Source organism: Streptomyces sp. NPDC002309 (assembly GCF_053593375.1).
Map to the genome: position 1 here is coordinate 80,996 of NZ_JBSFCI010000022.1, position 16,915 is coordinate 97,910.

Annotated in this window: 18 protein-coding genes; 4 read left to right on the top strand and 14 right to left on the bottom strand. The window is 70.5% G+C overall.

All coding sequences use genetic code 11. The annotated features are described in order from the left end of the window. Positions 1-43 precede the first annotated feature (43 nt). The 6 genes from ACWCPM_RS19765 to ACWCPM_RS19790 all read right to left on the bottom strand — a co-directional run bounded on the left by ACWCPM_RS19765 (position 44) and on the right by ACWCPM_RS19790 (position 5,546). A complete protein-coding gene (locus ACWCPM_RS19765; RefSeq protein ID WP_450977490.1) occupies positions 44-568 on the bottom strand; it encodes an N-acetyltransferase family protein in 525 nt (174 codons plus the stop codon). An 84-nt stretch (positions 569-652) separates the two neighbouring features. Next, entirely contained in the window at positions 653-1,816 is a 1,164-nt protein-coding gene (gene mqnE, locus ACWCPM_RS19770; protein ID WP_450977491.1) for an aminofutalosine synthase MqnE, read from the bottom strand. A gap of 83 nt (positions 1,817-1,899) precedes the next feature. After that, a complete protein-coding gene (locus ACWCPM_RS19775) occupies positions 1,900-2,355 on the bottom strand; it encodes an Lrp/AsnC family transcriptional regulator (RefSeq protein WP_450977492.1) in 456 nt (151 codons plus the stop codon). Positions 2,356-2,417: 62 nt separating this feature from the next. After that, positions 2,418-3,095 carry a UbiX family flavin prenyltransferase gene (locus ACWCPM_RS19780; RefSeq protein WP_450977493.1) on the bottom strand — a complete coding sequence of 226 codons (678 nt, stop codon included), beginning with the start codon at positions 3,093-3,095 and terminating at the stop codon, positions 2,418-2,420. Positions 3,096-3,195: 100 nt separating this feature from the next. Next, entirely contained in the window at positions 3,196-4,098 is a 903-nt protein-coding gene (gene mqnP, locus ACWCPM_RS19785; protein WP_450977494.1) for a menaquinone biosynthesis prenyltransferase MqnP, read from the bottom strand. Beyond that, positions 4,095-5,546: a menaquinone biosynthesis decarboxylase gene (locus tag ACWCPM_RS19790; RefSeq protein WP_450977495.1), complete on the bottom strand. Its 1,452-nt coding sequence runs from the start codon at positions 5,544-5,546 to the stop codon at positions 4,095-4,097. The genes mqnP and ACWCPM_RS19790 overlap by 4 nt, the downstream gene beginning before the upstream one ends. 89 nt (positions 5,547-5,635) lie before the next feature. On the opposite strand from ACWCPM_RS19790, the gene ACWCPM_RS19795 reads away from it, so the two are divergent. Then, complete coding sequence (locus tag ACWCPM_RS19795) at positions 5,636-5,968, top strand: PLD nuclease N-terminal domain-containing protein (protein WP_450977496.1); 333 nt, start codon at positions 5,636-5,638, stop codon at positions 5,966-5,968. A 4-nt stretch (positions 5,969-5,972) separates the two neighbouring features. Here ACWCPM_RS19795 and ACWCPM_RS19800 read toward each other — a convergent pair whose 3' ends face one another. Continuing rightward, positions 5,973-6,521 carry a hypothetical protein gene (locus ACWCPM_RS19800; RefSeq protein ID WP_450977497.1) on the bottom strand — a complete coding sequence of 183 codons (549 nt, stop codon included), beginning with the start codon at positions 6,519-6,521 and terminating at the stop codon, positions 5,973-5,975. Between the two features lie 197 nt (positions 6,522-6,718). On the opposite strand from ACWCPM_RS19800, the gene ACWCPM_RS19805 reads away from it, so the two are divergent. Together ACWCPM_RS19805 and ACWCPM_RS19810 are read left to right on the top strand one after the other, a co-directional pair. After that, entirely contained in the window at positions 6,719-7,180 is a 462-nt protein-coding gene (locus tag ACWCPM_RS19805) for a nucleoside deaminase (protein ID WP_450977498.1), read from the top strand. Beyond that, positions 7,173-8,156, top strand: a complete 984-nt coding sequence (locus tag ACWCPM_RS19810; RefSeq protein ID WP_450977499.1) for an isopenicillin N synthase family dioxygenase — start codon at positions 7,173-7,175, stop codon at positions 8,154-8,156. Before ACWCPM_RS19805 ends, ACWCPM_RS19810 begins: the two co-directional genes overlap by 8 nt. A 126-nt stretch (positions 8,157-8,282) precedes the next feature. Here the strand turns inward: ACWCPM_RS19810 and ccsB are convergent, their stop codons facing one another. The 7 genes from ccsB to hemL all read right to left on the bottom strand — a co-directional run bounded on the left by ccsB (position 8,283) and on the right by hemL (position 16,017). Then, a complete protein-coding gene (gene ccsB / locus ACWCPM_RS19815; RefSeq protein ID WP_450977500.1) occupies positions 8,283-9,395 on the bottom strand; it encodes a c-type cytochrome biogenesis protein CcsB in 1,113 nt (370 codons plus the stop codon). Then, positions 9,392-11,134: a cytochrome c biogenesis protein ResB gene (gene resB / locus ACWCPM_RS19820; protein WP_450977501.1), complete on the bottom strand. Its 1,743-nt coding sequence runs from the start codon at positions 11,132-11,134 to the stop codon at positions 9,392-9,394. Before resB ends, ccsB begins: the two co-directional genes overlap by 4 nt. Positions 11,135-11,137: 3 nt before the next feature. Next, entirely contained in the window at positions 11,138-11,908 is a 771-nt protein-coding gene (locus ACWCPM_RS19825) for a cytochrome c biogenesis CcdA family protein (RefSeq protein ID WP_450977502.1), read from the bottom strand. 1 nt (position 11,909) lies between these two features. After that, positions 11,910-12,515, bottom strand: a complete 606-nt coding sequence (locus tag ACWCPM_RS19830) for a TlpA family protein disulfide reductase (RefSeq protein WP_450977503.1) — start codon at positions 12,513-12,515, stop codon at positions 11,910-11,912. A 66-nt stretch (positions 12,516-12,581) separates the two neighbouring features. Further along, positions 12,582-13,901, bottom strand: coding sequence for a hypothetical protein (locus tag ACWCPM_RS19835; protein ID WP_450977504.1), 1,320 nt, complete (start codon positions 13,899-13,901; stop codon positions 12,582-12,584). A gap of 122 nt (positions 13,902-14,023) precedes the next feature. After that, complete coding sequence (locus ACWCPM_RS19840) at positions 14,024-14,704, bottom strand: histidine phosphatase family protein (protein ID WP_450977505.1); 681 nt, start codon at positions 14,702-14,704, stop codon at positions 14,024-14,026. Beyond that, entirely contained in the window at positions 14,701-16,017 is a 1,317-nt protein-coding gene (gene hemL / locus ACWCPM_RS19845; protein ID WP_450977506.1) for a glutamate-1-semialdehyde 2,1-aminomutase, read from the bottom strand. Before hemL ends, ACWCPM_RS19840 begins: the two co-directional genes overlap by 4 nt. A 281-nt stretch (positions 16,018-16,298) precedes the next feature. On the opposite strand from hemL, the gene ACWCPM_RS19850 reads away from it, so the two are divergent. Beyond that, positions 16,299-16,913, top strand: a complete 615-nt coding sequence (locus ACWCPM_RS19850; protein ID WP_450977507.1) for a hypothetical protein — start codon at positions 16,299-16,301, stop codon at positions 16,911-16,913. The last annotated feature ends 2 nt before the right edge of the window (positions 16,914-16,915 follow it).

The window sequence follows — 16,915 nt, forward strand, 5'->3', positions numbered from 1 at the left end:
GGGAACTCACCACACCCCGTGGCAGGTTGCGGGCCGACGACGGTCAGTGCAGCGGCAGCAGCATGACGACGTCGTCGCGGTCGTCGCCGGGAGCGACGCGTATCGCGTCGGGGACGCGGCCGACCTCCTTGTAGCCGCAGGAGCCGTAGAAGCGCTCCAGCCCCATGCCGCTCCGGCAGGTCAGCCGTATCGCCTCGATGCCCTCGAATCCGCGGGCCGCGTCGGCGGCGGCGGCCAGCAGGTCCCGGCCGTACCCCTCGCCCTGGTGGCGCGGGTGCACCATCACCGTGTAGAGCCAGAGCCAGTGCCCCATCAGCCGGTGCGTGTTGAAGGTGAGGAACGCGGTCGCCGCGACCCGGCCCTGCTCGTCGAATCCGGCGAGCAGGCGGCAGCGCCCCTCGGCCATCGCCACCAACTGCCTGACCAGCTCGGGGCGTACCGCCTCCCGCGTCACGGGCGGGACGAATCCGACGGCTCCACCGGCGTTGGTGACGTCCGTCCAGAGGTCGAGCAGACCGTCGCGCAGGGAGCGGTCCACGGCGGGATCGAGCGTGAACGTAAGGGGCATGGCGCGATGGTATCTATTACACCCCCGCGTGGCGAGAGCCGTCCGCCGAGCGATGACGTCCGAGCGATGACGGTCGCCGGGCGGTCAGATCCGCATCGGCTGCGGCGCCTCACGACGCGCCGGTTCCGGGCCCTCGAACTCGCGGATGATCTCGTACCGCGTGTTGCGCTCCACCGGGCGGAAGCCCGCGTCGCGGATGAGGTCCAGCAGGTCGTCGCGGGTGAGCTTGTTCGGCGTGCCGTAGTTGTCGGCGTCGTGCGTGATCTTGTACTCGACGACCGAACCGTCCATGTCGTCCGCGCCGTGCTGGAGGGCGAGCTGCGCGGTCTGGACGCCGTGCATCACCCAGAAGACCTTGACGTGCGGGACGTTGTCGAAGAGCAGGCGCGAGACGGCGAACGTCTTCAGGGCCTCCAGCGGGGTCGCCATGGCCGTGCGGGCCTGGAGGCGGTTGCGGACCTTGCCGTCCTTCACGTCGACGAAGTCGTGCTGGTAGCGCAGCGGGATGAAGACCTGGAAACCGCCGGTCTCGTCCTGGAGTTCACGCAGCCGCAGGACGTGGTCGACACGGTGGCGGGGCTCCTCGATGTGCCCGTAGAGCATGGTGGAGGGGGTCTTGAGTCCCTTCTCGTGCGCCAGCCGGTGGATGCGCGACCAGTCCTCCCAGTGGGTGCGGTGGTCCACGATGTGCTGCCGGACTTCCCAGTCGAAGATCTCCGCGCCACCGCCGGTGAGCGACTCCAGACCGGCGTCGATCAGCTCGTCGAGGATCTCCGAGGCGGACAGGCCGGAGATGGTCTCGAAGTGGTGGATCTCGGTGGCCGTGAAGGCCTTCAGCGAGACGTTCGGGAGGGCGGCCTTCAACTCGCGCAGGGAGCGCGGGTAGTAGCGCCACGGCAGGTTGGGGTGCAGACCGTTGACGATGTGCAGCTCGGTGAGGTTGTCGGCCTCCATCGACTTGGCGAGCCGCACGGCCTCCTCGATGCGCATCGTGTACGCGTCCTTCTCCCCCGGCTTGCGCTGGAAGGAGCAGTACGCGCAGGAGGCCGTACAGACGTTGGTCATGTTGAGGTGGCGGTTGACGTTGAAGTGCACGACGTCGCCGTTCTTGCGGGTGCGCACCTCGTGGGCGAGGCCGCCGAGCCAGGCCAGGTCGTCCGACCCGTACAGCGCGACGCCGTCCTCACGAGTCAGTCGCTCACCGGAGCGGACCTTCTGCTCCAGCTCGCGCTTGAGCCCGACATCCATGCGCACACCTCTCTCCGACCAGACTGCGTCAACCGTACCCTCCGCCTCCCGGGCACCCGGTGGCGCCGTGGAGCGCCTCGCGGCTACACCTCGTCGGGCAGCTCCCCCACCCGGTTCTCCCACTTCGTGGACAGCACGATGGTGGTACGGGTCCGGGACACGCCCTTGGTGCCGGAGAGCCGGCGGATGATCTTCTCCAGGCCGTCCACGTCGGTCGCCCGCACCTTGAGCATGAAGGAGTCGTCACCGGCGATGAACCAGCAGTCCTCGATCTCCGGGAGGTCGCGCAGCCGCTGCGCCACGTCCTCGTGGTCGGCGGCGTCGGAGAGCGAGATGCCGATCAGGGCGATCACGCCGAGGCCGAGCGAGGCGGCGTTCACGGTGGCGCGGTAGCCGGTGATGACACCGGCCGCCTCCAGCCGGTTGATGCGGTCGGTGACGCTCGGCCCCGACAGTCCGACGAGGCGCCCCAGCTCCGCGTAGGAGGCCCGGCCGTTCTCCCTCAGGGCCTGGATGAGCTGCCTGTCCACGGCGTCCATAACGATCGAAGCCTTCCGCTGAAGAGTCTGACGAGGTGCTGAAGGGTGCGGTGGTGCGCGGGTCAGTCGGTGGGGCGTGATCCGCCGCCCAGTTCGCCCTTCCAGCGTCGGTAGAGCGTGTGGGGGACACCCGCCGCGTCGAGGACGCGCCCGGCGACGAAGTCGACGAGGTCCTGGATGTGCGTGGCGCCCGCGTAGAAGCCGGGGGAGGCGGGTACGACGACCGCTCCCGCGCCGTCCAGGGTGACCAGGTGCCGCAGCGTCTGCCCGTTCAGCGGCGCCTCGCGCACGGCGACGACCAACGCGCGCCCCTCCTTCAGGGTGACGCTCGCGGCGCGTTGCAGCAGGTCCTTCGACAGGCCGAGCGCGACCCCGGCGACGGAAGCGGTGGAGGCGGGCACGATCAGCATGCCCTTGGCCGGATACGACCCCGAGGACGGCCCCGCCGCCAGGTCGCCGGCGCTCCAGTGCCGCACTCCCGAGAGGTCCACCTCGAACGTGCCGGGCTTGCCGTCGGCCCCGCGCGCCAGCCATTCGCGCAGGTCCTCCTGCCAGTGCGCGTCACGGAAGGGCAGCCCGGTCTCGTCGAGCAGCGTCAGCCGGGAGGCCCTGCTGACCACCAGGTCGACGCTCTCCCCCGCCTGGAGCAACCCACGCAGCACCGCGGCCGCATACGGCGTACCGGATGCTCCGGAGACCCCCACGATCCAAGGCGCGCGCTGCGATTCCCCTGCGTTCACATATTGAGCGTACCGGCGCGGGAGGACATGGTCCGGCCGGGTGCGCACCGCGGCCGTCGCCGCCCGGGCTTCGTGCCCCGGTCGGCGGGCCGCAGCCGGTTCACACGGTCAGCCCCCGGACCAGGAGGTCGAGCAGCGCGCACCCGAACAGGGCGATCCCGATGAATCCGTTGACGCTGAAGAACGCCCTGTTCAGCCGGGACAGGTCGTGCGGGCGGACGATGGAGTGCTCGTAGACGAACGCGCCGGCGACGATCAGCAGGCCGAGCCAGAAGAACGCACCCGCGCCGGTGACCAGGGCGTACCAGACGAAGAGCGCCGTCGTCACGGCGTGGCAGACGCGGGCCGCCCGGATCGCCGCCGGGATGCCGAAGCGGGCCGGCACCGACAGGACGCCGGTCTCGCGGTCGGCCTCGACGTCCTGGCAGGCGTAGATCAGGTCGAAGCCGCCGATCCAGATGCCGACGGCGAGGCCGAGGATCACGGCGTCCCAGGACCAGGTGCCGGTGATGGCCAGCCAGCCGCCGACCGGGCCCATCGCCTGGGCGAGGCCGAGGATGGCCTGCGGGAAGTTCGTGAACCGCTTGCCGTAGGGGTAGACGACCATCGGGACGACGGCGACCGGGGCCAGCGCCAGGCACAGCGGGTTCAGCAGGGCCGCCGAGCCGAGGAAGATCACCAGGGCGATCAGCGCGCCCGTCCAGGCGTGCCGTACCGACATCGCGCCGGTGACCAGCTCGCGGTGGGCGGTGCGCGGGTTCCGGGCGTCGATCTCGCGGTCGATGATGCGGTTGACGGCCATCGCGAAGGTGCGCAGGCCGACCATGCAGACGGTGACCAGGAGCAGACGGCCCCAGTGGATGTTGCGGTCCAGGTCGAACATCGCGGTGAGGGCGGCGATGTAGGCGAAGGGCAGGGCGAAGACCGAGTGCTCGATCATGACCAGCCGCAGGAACGCCTTGGTGCGTCCCGGCTGGGGGATCGCGGCGGATACGGAACTCACAGGCCGTACTCCCTCCAGCGGCGGTCGACTTTCGCCGCCGTCTCCGGATCGGACTCCACCATGTCGGGCCATCCCCCGTCGCGGGTGTAGCCCTCCTCGGGCCACTTCTTCGTCGCGTCGATGCCCGCCTTGCCGCCCCAGAACTGCTGGTAGGAGGCGTGGTCGAGATGGTCGACCGGACCTTCGACGACCGAGAGGTCACGGGCGTAGTCCGTGTTGCCGAGGGCCCGCCAGGCGACCTCGTGCAGATCGTGCACGTCGCAGTCCGAGTCGACCACCACGATCAGCTTGGTCAGCGACATCATGTGCGCGCCCCAGATCGCGTGCATCACCTTCTGCGCGTGCTTGGGGTACTTCTTGTCGATCGAGACGATCGCGCAGTTGTGGAAGCCGCCGGCCTCGGGCAGGTGGTAGTCCACGATGTCCGGCACGATGATCTTCAGCAGGGGCAGGAAGAACCGCTCCGTCGCCCGGCCGAGGGGTCCGTCCTCCGTCGGGGGCCGGCCCACGACGATCGACTGGAGCAGCGGCCGCTTGCGCATCGTCACGCAGTCGATCGTCAGGGCCGGGAAGGGCTCCTGCGGCGTGTAGAAGCCGGTGTGATCGCCGAACGGGCCCTCGGGGAGCATCTCGCCGGGCTCCAGCCAGCCCTCGATGACGACCTCCGCCTGCGCCGGCACCTGGAGCGGCACGGTCTTGCAGTCGACCATCTCGATCCGCTTGCCCGCCAGGAACCCGGCGAACAGGTACTCGTCGATGTCGCCGGGCAGCGGCGCGGTGGAGGCGTACGTCACGGCGGGCGGGCAGCCGAAGGCGATCGCGACCGGCAGCCGCTCGCCCCGGCGGGCGGCCACCTGGTAGTGGTTGCGGCTGTCCTTGTGGATCTGCCAGTGCATGCCGATGGTGCGCCGGTCGTGGCGCTGGAGGCGGTACAGGCCGAGGTTGCGGACGCCCGTCTCCGGGTCCTTGGTGTGGGTCAGGCCCAGGTTGAAGAAGGAGCCGCCGTCCTTGGGCCAGGTGAACAGGGCCGGGAGCTGCTCCAGGTCGACGTCGTCGCCGTGCAGGACGACCTCGTGCACCGGGGCGTCCTTCACCTTCTTCGGCGGGACGTGCGCCATCGCGCCGAGCTTGCCGAACGCCTCACGCACACCGACGAACCCGTGCGGCAGCTCGGGCCGCAGCAGCCCGCCGATCTTCTCGGAGATCTCGCCGTACGACTTCAGCCCCAGCGCCTTCAGCAGCCGCCGGTCCGTTCCGAACACGTTCATGGCGAGGGGCATGGACGAGCCCTTCACCTTCTCGAAGAGCAGCGCGGGGCCGCCCGCCTTCTGCACCCGGTCGACGATCTCCCCGACCTCCAGATACGGGTCGACCTCCACCTTGATGCGCTTCAGGTCCCCCTCGCGCTCCAGTGCCCTGAGCAGGGAGCGAAGATCGTCGTAAGCCATGGGGACAAGTATCCCCGAGGGGCTACCCTGGCCCCGTCACGGGGGCCGTGCGCGCGGCCCCCGACCGCCGTTCCACGAGGTGAGTGCCGATGCTCCGGATCCTGATGTTCGTCGTGCCGCTGGCGTTGAGCGTGTACGCGTTCATCGACTGCATCAGCACCGACGAGAAGGACATCCGACACATCCCGAAGCCGCTGTGGGCGATCCTGGTGCTCCTGTTCCCGCTCGTCGGTTCGCTCTCGTGGCTGATCGCGGGCAAGCACCGCCGCCCCGAGGCCCGGCCCGGCCGCCGCTCCGAGTGGGTCGCCCCCGACGACAACCCGGAGTTCCTGAAGTCGCTCTCGGAGGACGCGGACGACGACGACAAGGACGGGAAGCGGGACGGCGACAAGGACCGCAAGCACGACGGCGACGAGGCCTGACGCGTCAGTCGGCGGAGGCCTTCCCGACCTTCACGACCCTGATGTGCTCCGGGCCGAACTCCTCCGCGATCACGCCCTTCGCGGCCGCCGGGTCGTCGACGCCGACGTGCACCCAGCCCCGCTCGTCCACACCGACCTCGCGGAGGTCGAAGGCGCCCTCCCAGCGGTGCATGTCGGCGGAGATCCGCACGGCGAGGCTGTCCAGCTCACGCCGGCTGACCTCGGTGTCGTGCAGACGCAGCGTCACCCCCTTCCCGGCCGCGCCGCAGGCGTCGTCGTCGAAGTCGGCGGAGGGCACGCGGTAGACGTCCGCGGCCCCGTCGTCGGCGTCGACGGAGAGCCCCGTGTAGACGTCCGGGTGCCGCCGGGCCAGCCCGCCGACGGACCTCAGGGTCTGCTCCAGGCTCCGCCCGGGCACCCCTCCGGCGCACTCGGAGGCCGTCGTGGGCTCGTCCGGCTCCGCGTACAGCACGTCACGGTCCTCGACGGTGCACCCCTGGAGCACCCCGAGCGCCAGTGCGACCGCCGCGACGGCCCGCATACCTCTCCTCATGTCCCCTCCGTCCATGGTGCGTCGTCACTGTGACGCCGCAGCGGCCGCCCGCGTTCGGTCTCCGCCGGCCGTCTTCCGGCCCGTCGCCCGCCGCCGCACGCGTACGCCCCGCGACGGGCCGCACCGCCCGGGAAGACCGCGACCGACGCGCGGCGCCGGGCGTTGCCCCGGTGTCGCCGGGCCGGGAGAGTGGAGGCATGGATCTGCCGCCGGATCAGGCACAGGCGCGCGCGTGGCTCGCCACCGCCGTCGCCGAGGCGCGCGCCGGGCTCGCGGAGGGCGGCATCCCGATCGGCGCCGCGCTGTACGGTCCCGACGGCTCCCTCCTCGGCCGGGGACGCAACCGGCGCGTGCAGGACGGCGACCCGTCGGCGCACGCGGAGACGGCGGCCTTCCGGGACGCGGGGCGGCAGCGGTCGTACCGCGGGACGACGATGGTGACGACCCTCTCGCCGTGCTGGTACTGCTCCGGGCTGGTCCGGCAGTTCGGCATCTCCCGGGTGGTGATCGGCGAGGCGGTCACCTTCCACGGCGGGCACGACTGGCTGGCGGAGCACGGCGTGAAGATCGTGCTCGTGGACGACCCCGGGTGCGCGGCCATGATGCGCGCCTTCATCGAGGACGACCCGGCTCTGTGGAACGAGGACATCGGTGAGTGACCTCCGTGTCCCCCGCGACCCCCGTATCCCCACGATCGACCTGCGGCCCTGGCTGTCCGGCGACGCCGACGCCCGCGACCGCGTCGCCCGTACGGTCGACGAGGCCCTGAAGTCCGCCGGTTTCCTCCTGGTCACCGGGCACGCGGTGGACCCGGGCCTGCGTGCCCGCCTCCGCGCCACCGCCCGCGCCTTCTTCACCCTCCCCGAATCCGTGAAGGGGCGCTACGCCGCGAGGGTCGGCGGGCGCGGCTGGCTCGGGCCCGGCGCGGAGGCCAACGGCCACGCGGAGGGCACCGAGACCCCGCCGGACCTGAAGGAGTCGCTGACCTTCGCGACGCACGAGCCGTTCGACGACCCGGTGGTGGACGCGCAGTGGTACGCGCCGAACGTCTTCCCGGCGGAGGTGCCCGCGCTGAAGCCGCTCTGCGAGGAGTACCTGGCGCGGATGGCCGTGCTGGAGAACGAGCTTCTCTCGCTGCTGGGCAGGGCCCTCGGCCTCGAACCCGACTTCTTCACCCGGCACATGGACCACCCGACGTACGGCTTCAACATCAACTGGTACCCGGGCAGGGACGTCGTCGGCACGCCCGAGCCGGGGCAGTTCCGCATCGGCCCGCACACCGACTTCGGCACGGTCACCATCCTCGACCGGCAGGCCGGCAGGGGCGGACTCCAGGTGTTCACGGACGAGGGCGGCTGGCAGGACGCGCCCTACGACCCCGATGCCTTCACCGTCAACATCGGTGACCTGATGGCCCGCTGGACCGGTGACCGCTGGCGCTCCGGCCGCCATCGCGTCCTGCCCCCGTCCGCGGACGCCCCGACGGAGGAGCTGATGTCCCTGGTCTACTTCGGCGAGTGCACGCCGGGCACCCGCGTGGAGTCGGTGCCGGCCCCGGTGGGGCGGGTGGCGTACGAACCGGTGGACTCGCACGTGTATCTGCGGGAGAAACTGGAATCGATCACGGTGGAGTGAGCCGCGGCCCCCGGGGACCGCTGTCGGCGTCACACCGCCAACGCGTCGATCAGACGTTGTCCGTACGGCGAAGGCCGGTTCCCGTGACGCGGGTCACGGGAACCGGCCTTCGCCTGTACGCGGGGCTCAGAACCCGACGGACCGAAGGGCGCTCAGCCCGACATCGGCGTACGAGTGCTTGCCGGAGACGAAGATGTTGACGCCGTAGTAGTTGAACAGCCAGCACCCGAAGGCGGCCAGCGCCAGATACGCGGCCTTGCGGCCCTTCCAGCCGGCCGTGGCGCGGGCGTGCAGGTAACCGGCGTAGGCGACCCAGGTGATGAACGACCAGGTCTCCTTGGGGTCCCAGCCCCAGTAGCGGCCCCAGGCGTCGCCCGCCCAGATCGCGCCCGCGATGATCGTGAACGTCCACAGCGGGAAGACGGCCGCGTTGACCCGGTAGGAGAACTTGTCGAGGGAGGACGCCGCGGGCAGCCGCTCCATCACGGAACTGGCGAACCGGCCGGGGGTACCGCCACCGGCGAGCTTGTTCTCGTAGGAGTCGCGGAAGAGGTAGAGCACCGTGGAGACCGCGCCGACGTAGAAGACGGCGCCGCACAGGATCGCGGTCGAGACGTGGATGTACAGCCAGTACGAGTGGAGGGCGGGGACCAGCTGGTCGCTGGCGGTGTACAGGACCGTGACGGCCACGCCGAGGTCGAGGAGCACCGACGTGATCAGGGGGAGGCCGAGCCAGCGGACGTTCTTCCGCAGCGCGAGCAGCGTGAGGAACACGCCGACGGCCACGGTGGAGAAGGTGATGTTGAACTCGTACATGTTGCCCCACGGCGCCCGCTGCACCGACAGAGCCCGCGCGAGCACACCGCCGAACTCGATGAGGAACGCGAGCGCGGTGAGGGACACGGCGATGCGGCCGTAGAGGTCGCCCTTCTCGTCACCGCCGTGCGCCCCGGGCCCGTCGGGCACGTCGCGGGCGCCGGCCGCGGCCCGGACGACGACCTTCGGCCGCTCCAGCACGGCGGTCCCGCCGGCCTTCTTCACCGCGACGGACGGAGCCTTCGCGGCGGCCGCCCCGGCGGCGGTGAGCGCGGCGGCGGTGCGGCCGACCTTGCTGCGGCTGCCGAAGATCCATTCGGTGATGTAGGCGAAGAAGGCCAGGGTGTAGACGGCCATCGCGGAGTAGATCAGCGTGTTGCTGAGGTCCGCGAGGCTCTCGTTGGTGGCGGCGGCGAGAATCATTTCTCAGCCCCTTCGGCAGGTACGACGTCGAGGTCGGGGTCGGGGTCGGGGGAGTCTGTGGGGTGGTCGTCGGGGTCCGGCGCGCCCGGCGCCTTCGCGTACAGCGTCGCGGCGAGGTCGCCGAGCTCCTCGGGAACCTTCGCGGACTCGCTGCGGCCGAGGCCGGCCATCTCGACGACGGTGACGCCGTCGGCGCCGCGCACCGCGCGCACCCAGACGCGGCGGCGCTGGACGAACAGGGAGGCGGCCAGGCCCAGGATCGCGGCGACGGCGCCGCCCAGCGCCCAGCCGCTGCCGGGCTGCTGGGTGACCTGGAAACCGGCCCACTCCTTGACGCCCTCGAACGTGACCGAGCCGGCCCCGTTCGGCAGCGTCATGGTCTCGCCGACCGCCAGCCGCTTCTTGAACAGCTTGCCCTCGGAGTCCTTGAACTCCTCGAGGTTCTTCTTGTTGAGCTGGTACACGCTCTGCGGGATCCCGGAGTCGACACCGAGGTCGCCGTGGTACGCCGACAGCGCGAGGCGCGGGTTCAGCAGCGCCGGGAACTGGGAGAGCATCGTGCCGTGGCCCTCACCGGCGAAGCTGGGCACGAAGAAGGCGTTGAAGCCGAGCTGCTCCTTCTTCCCCTCGGCGTCGCGGTAGCCGTCGCGCACCATGAGCGCGCCGGAGGAGGTGACGTTGGCGTCCAGCGGCAGCAGCGGCACGGCCTCCTTGTCCATCACGACGTTCCCCTCGGCGTCCCGGACGGTGACGATCGGGGCGTAGCCGTGGCTGACCAGGTAGACCTTGGAGCCGTCGATCTCCAGCGGTTCGTTGACCTTGACGGTGACCGGCCGGTCCTTGCCGTAGGCGCCGACGCCGTAGGTGAGGCTCGCCTCGAAGGTGCGCGGGGTGCCCCGGTTGGGGCCGGTGGCCTCGTAGGTGCCGTGGAAGTCGTCGAGGGTGAAGCTGAACGGGTCGAGGTCGTCCGGGGTGAAGAGGTTGCCGGACTTGAAGTCGTCGTACTGGGTGAGGGTGTTGGCGAAGCCGTCGCCCTCCAGGATCAGCTTGTTGCCCTCGGACCTGAAGAGCTGGCCCCAGGCGAAGGCGATCAGCATCACGATCAGGGCGATGTGGAAGGCGAGGTTGCCGACCTCCCGCAGATAGCCCTTCTCGGCGGCGACCGCGTCACCGGCGAGGTGGGCGCGGAAGCGGCGCTTCTTCAGCAGGGTGAGCGCGGCCTCGCGGACCTGCTCGGGCTCGGCCTCGGTGCGCCAGGTGGTGTAGGCGGGCAGCCGGGTCAGGCGTCTGGGCGCGCCCGGCGGGCGGCCGCGCAGCTGGCCGACGAACTGCCAGGTGCGCGGCACGATGCAGCCGATGAGGGAGACGAACAGCAGGATGTAGATCGCGGAGAACCACACCGAGCTGTAGACCTGGAAGAGGCCGAGCGTGTCGTAGAGCGGCGCGAGGGTCTCGTGGCGCTCACGGAAGTCGGCGACCCGGGTCGCGTCGACGCCGGTCTGCGGGATCAGCGAGCCGGGGATCGCGGCCAGCGACAGCAGCAGGAGCAGCAGCAGCGCGACCCGCATGGAGGTCAGCTGCCGCCAGAACCAGCGGGTCCAGCCGACGACGCCGAGGGCCGGGAGGTTCGGCGCCTCCTCGGCGGGCGCGGTGGACAGCTGGGCGCCGGCCGCGCCGAGGTCCTGGTCCGCGCCCTGCTCCTCGGCGGCGCTCGTCCCGCTTGCGGTGGTCTTGCTCATCGATCAGATCCCCACAGTGAAGCCGTTGGACCAGGTCTGCATGTCCTGCACCAGGCGGTCCCACGCCCCGGTCAGCAGCAGCACACCGGTCGCGATCATCATGATCCCGCCGACGCGCATCACCCACACATAGTGGCGCTTGACCCAGCCGAAGGCACCGAGGGCCTTGCGGAAGGCGACCGCGGCGAGCACGAAGGGGACGCCGAGGCCGAGGCAGTAGGCGATGGTGAGTAGGGCCCCGCGTCCGGCGCTCGCCTGGTTGGAGGAGAGCGCGAGCACGGAGGCGAGGGTCGGGCCGATGCAGGGCGTCCAGCCGATGCCGAACAGGGCGCCCAGCAGCGGCGCGCCGACGAGCCCGGTCGTGGGCCGGGTGTGGAAGCGGAACTCCCGCTGCGTCAGCCAGGGCATCATCCCCATGAAGAAGACGCCGAGCAGGATCATCAGAGCGCCGAGCACCCTGGTCAGCGTGCTCTGGTACTCCATCAGGGTCGAGCCGAAGTAGCCGAACAGCGCGCCGCCGGAGACGAAGACGGCGGTGAACCCGAGGACGAAGAGCGAGGCGCCGAGAACCATCCGCCCGCGCCGGGCCTCGGCGAGGTCGGTGCCGGTGACCCCGGTCACGTACGAGAGGTAGCCGGGCACCAGCGGCAGGACGCACGGGGAGAAGAAGGAGACGAGGCCGCCGAGGAGCGCCACGGGCAGGGCGAGCAGCAGCGCGCCGCTCAGCACGGTGTCGTTGAGCCCGGTGGCGGCGAGCTCGGTCACTGCGGTCACGTCACTTCTCCGCGAGGACCGGGTCGAGCATCTCGCGCATCTTCTCCTCGCTCAGCGGCTGGAGCGTGCGCGCGGCGACCTTGCCGTCCCGGTCGATGACGAGCGTGGAGGGGATGGCCTGCGGGTTGAGCGTGCCCTTCTCGAACCGGAGCATCAGCCTGCCCGTCGGGTCGTACAGGCTCGGGTAGCTGACGCCGAACTCCTTCTCGAAGGCGAGCGCCGGACCGGTGCTGGTGTCGCGCGTGTTGATGCCGACGAACTGGACGCCCTGGTCCTTGGTGTCCTGGTAGACCTTTTCGAGGTTCTTGGCCTCGGCCCGGCACGGGGCGCACCAGGAGCCCCACACGTTCAGGACGACGACCTTGCCCTTGTGGTCGGCGACGTCGAGCTGCCCGCCGTCGATGGTCCTGCCGGACAGGTCGGGCGCGGCGGCCCGGTCGCCCTTGCCGGCGGTGTCGATACCGTCGGCGCCGGCGACGAAGTTCGTGGCGCCGCCGCCCCCGGACGTACCGCCGGAACCGCACGCGGACAGCAGCAGCGCGGCGACGGCGGCGCCGGAGGTGGCGAGCAGGACGGTACGGCTACGGGCGCGACGGGCGGCACTCATGTGAAAAGTTTCGCATGTCCGTTCCGGGGATCTTGCGCACCCCCCTCAGGGGCGGAAACCCGCATTTCAGGCGGCGTTCGGCGACCCCGAGCCGCTGGGCGATCCCGCGGGACCGGTCGCGGGCGCCTCGAGGAAGCCGTTCCACCCGCCGGCGGGGGCCTGCCCCACGTCCAGCGTGCGCAACTGGTCGAGGATCTCGGGCTTCTGCACGTCCAGCCAGTCCACGAACTGCCGGAAGGAGACGAGTCGTACGTCCTCGCCCTTCTCCTTCTCCCGCGCCATGTGCTTGAGGGCTTCCTCCACGGCGTCCATGTATATGCCGCCGTTCCACTGCTCGAAGTGGTTGCCGACGAAGAAGGGGGCGCGATTTGTCTCGTATGCCCGCCGGAAACCCTGGATGTACGCCTGCGTGGACTGCTCACGCCAGGCCGGGTAGTTGTGCGCGGGCGCCTTGGTGGAGTTCAGCGACTGGTTGGCGAGCATGTTGTAGTCCATCGAGAGGACTTCGAACGAGCGCCCGGGGAAAGGTATCTGCTGGAGCGGAAGGTCCCATATGCCCTGTTTCTTCAGCGGCCAGACCTGACGGCCGCCCGGCGAGGAGGCGTCGTAGCGCCAGCCCAGCTCACGCGCGGCGGTCAGCAGGTTGTCCTGGCCGAGCAGACAGGGTGTCCGGGCGCCGACGAGCTCCTTGTCGTAGTCGAAGGGCAGCGACGGCAGATCCGTCCATCCGGAGTTGGTCCGCCACTCCTTCACGAACGACTTCGCCTGGTCTATCTCGCTGCGCCACTGCTGCGGCGTCCAGTTGCCGACCGACCCGGACCCGCCGCAGAAGTGGCCGTTGAAGTGGGTGCCTATCTCATGGCCCTCCAGCCAGGCACGGCGGACGCCCGCGAGCGTCTCCTTGATGTGCGCGTCGGAGAGATAGCCGATGTCGGAGGCGCCCCGGAGGTTGTTCGGCGGGTCGTAGAGCCGCTTCTTCGACTCGGGCAGCAGATACAGCCCCGAGAGGAAGAAGGTCATGTGCGCCTCGTACTCCTTGGCGAGGTCGAGGAAGCGCGGGAAGAGACCGTTGCCCACCTCGCCGGCGCCGTCCCAGGAGAACACCACGAACTGCGGCGGGGTCTGACCGGGCTCCAGCGGCACGGGCTTGTCGGGCTGCATCGGCTGCTTGCCCGTGAAGGAGGTCGAACCGTCACCGATCGGACGGGCGGTGGGCGTCGGACTGCCCTCCGGACTGCCGCCCGGGCCGTTCTCCGGCCCCTGCCCGGAACCGCCGGCGGTACCTGGCCCGTCCGACGAGGCAAGGGGTCCGCACCCGGCGAGCCCCAGGGCGGCCGCGGCCCCGACGCCGAGACCCATTGCTCCCCGCCGACTGATGTGAGACATGACATCCCCGTCCGTTGCACTCTGTGGTGTCACCTAGTCAGAGGTCACAACGGGCAGGGAGGTTCCTCCTATTCCGCAATGATTCGGTGCCAAATGTAAGGAAATCGTCAACGGGGTTCCGTCTAGGCCCCGAACGCCTTGTCCTTGCCCTTCACCGGCTTGGCGCCGGCGAGGAGATGCGGCGGGACGAGGTCACGCGCGGGCTCGCTGTAACCGACGGAGACGATCCGGTCACCCTCGTACGTGAAGGACGTCAGCGACGCGAGCGTGCACTGCCGGCGGCGCGGGTCGTGCCACAGCCGGCGCTTCTCGACGTAGGAGCGCACGATCCAGATCGGCAGCTGATGGCTGACGAGCACCGCCTCGTGCCCCCGCGCCGCGTCCTTCGCCGCGTCCAGCGCGCCCATCATCCGGATGACCTGCTCGACGTACGGCTCACCCCACGACGGGCGGAACGGGTTGACCAGGTGCTTCCAGTTCCCGGGGCTGCGCAGCGCGCCGTCGCCCACGCCGAAGGTCTTTCCCTGGAAGACGTTGCCGGCCTCGATCAGCCGCGGGTCGGTCGAGAGGTCCAGCCCGTGCGCCTCGGCGATCGGCGTCGCCGTCTCCCGCGCCCGCTCCAGCGGGGAGGCGACCACGTGAGTGACGTCACGCGAGGAGAGGTGCCCGGCGACCCGGTCGGCCATCTGCCGCCCCAGCTCCGACAGGTGGTACCCGGGCAGCCGCCCGTACAGGACCCCGTCCGGGTTGGCGACCTCGCCGTGCCGCATCAGATGGACGACGGTGACGTCCCGCGCGCTCATGCGGTGGCCTCCGCCGCGGCGCGGGCCGCCGCCGGGAGGGCGTCGGCGATCCGCTGCACCGCGCGCTCGTCGTGCGCGGTGGACACGAACCACGACTCGAAGGCGGACGGCGGCAGATAGACACCGTTCGCCAGCATGGCGTGGAAGAAGGCGGTGAAGCGGTACGACTGCTGCGCCTTCGCGTCCTCGTAGTCGCGCACCGCGCGGTCGGTGAAGAACACCGAGAACATGTTGGAGGCGTGCTGCACGGTGTGCGCCACGCCCTCCTTCGTGAGCGCCTCGCCGACCAGCTCCTGGATCTGCCGCGACACCTCGTCGACCTTGGTGTAGGCCGCGTCGTCCAGGAGCCGCAGCTGGGCGAGGCCGGCGGCGGTGGCGACCGGGTTCCCGGAGAGGGTGCCGGCCTGGTAGACCGGGCCGGCCGGGGCGAGGTGCGCCATGACGTCCGCGCGCCCGCCGAAGGCCGCGGCGGGGAAGCCGCCGCCCATCACCTTGCCGAAGGTCATCAGGTCCGGCACGACACCGTCGACCCCGAACCAACCGGAGCGGCTGGTGCGGAAGCCCGTCATCACCTCGTCGGAGATGAAGAGGGCGCCGTTCTGCGCGCACGCGTCCTTCAGTCCCTGGTTGAAGCCGGCCGCCGGCGGCACGACGCCCATGTTGCCCGGGGACGCCTCGGTGATCACGCAGGCGATCTCGCCGGGATGGGCGTGGAAGGCGGCGTGCACGGCTTCGATGTCGTTGTACGGCAGGACGATGGTGTCGCCGGCCTGGGCGCCGGTCACGCCCGGGGTGTCGGGCAGCGCGAAGGTCGCCAGACCGCTGCCGGCGGCGGCCAGCAGGGCGTCGACGTGACCGTGGTAACAGCCGGCGAACTTGATCACCTTGGTGCGGCCGGTGAAGCCGCGGGCCAGGCGGATCGCCGACATGGTCGCCTCGGTGCCGCTGGACACCAGCCGCACCTGCTCGACCGGCCCGACCCGCCCGACGATCTCCTCGGCGAGCGTGACCTCGCCCTCACCGGGCGTGCCGAAGGACGTACCGCGCGCGACCGCGTCCTGGACGGCGGCGATCACCTCGGGGTGGGAGTGCCCGAGGATCATGGGCCCCCAGGAGCACACGAGGTCGACGTACTCGCGCCCGTCGGCGTCCGTCAGGTACGGACCGGTGCCGGACACCATGAAGCGGGGCGTACCGCCCACGGCGCGGAAGGCACGCACCGGGGAGTTGACGCCGCCGGGTGTGACGGCCGCCGCACGGTCGAATAGAGCCTGCGAGACAGGCGCTTCGTAGGAATAGGGCAGTTCGCTCATGACGTGCGACTTCTCCGACTTCTCGGACTTCCGGTTGCCATTGACCTCATCAGGGTAGGCCGCGGCACCTCGTGATCGATCCTCCTCCACCCCGTCCTTCTGCGAAACTGAGACCTGATACACACGGCTCCTGCGGGGCATGGGGATCAGGGGCTGCGAAGATCCTGCGGACAGGTGTTTCACCGCACGTTTCGGCGCGCGGCCGTGGGGGAGGTCACTGACACGATGATCGGGTTGCGCGGCGGGGGCCCCGCGTCCTAGAAAAGCAGTCGGGTGGAGATATGCATCGCGGTGGTGGACTGGGCGAGGGGACCGACGACCTGGGTCCTCGACGCGCCCAACGGGGAAAGCACCGGCGCGAGGCGGAGGAGTCCACCGAAAGACGTCAGACGCAGGGTGTGCCGAGCGAGTCCGAGCGGATCGACCGACTTCGGGCCGGAAGCAGGAATGGTGGTCGGGTGGGGGTGACGTACAAGTACTTCGGCGCGCCGGACGGTGCCACGGCGGCCCGCGTCCCGATCTCGATGCGCCCCGAGGAGCTCGGCGGCGACGAACTCGGCATGAACGGCATGTTCACCAAGATCAAGCCGGAGACGATGGCCGCGATGGTCCTGACCGGCATCGAAGGCGTCCCCCTGCACAAGGTCCCCCCGCTCGAACTGGTCGTCCTGCATCCCGACTACGCGGTGGTCAAACTCCCGATGACCGTCGTCGACCCCCTCCGCGGCATCGGCGAGGAGGCGGTGGGCGCGGCGGCCTTCATCTGGTCGACGGTCCCGGACCGCGGCGGTCCGCGCGACGCGTTCAACGTGTACCAACTGCTGCACGAGTGGCAGGACTTCTCGGTCCGGCTGCACGAGGCGGGGCATCAGCCGTACTGCCTGGTGTGGCCCTGAGC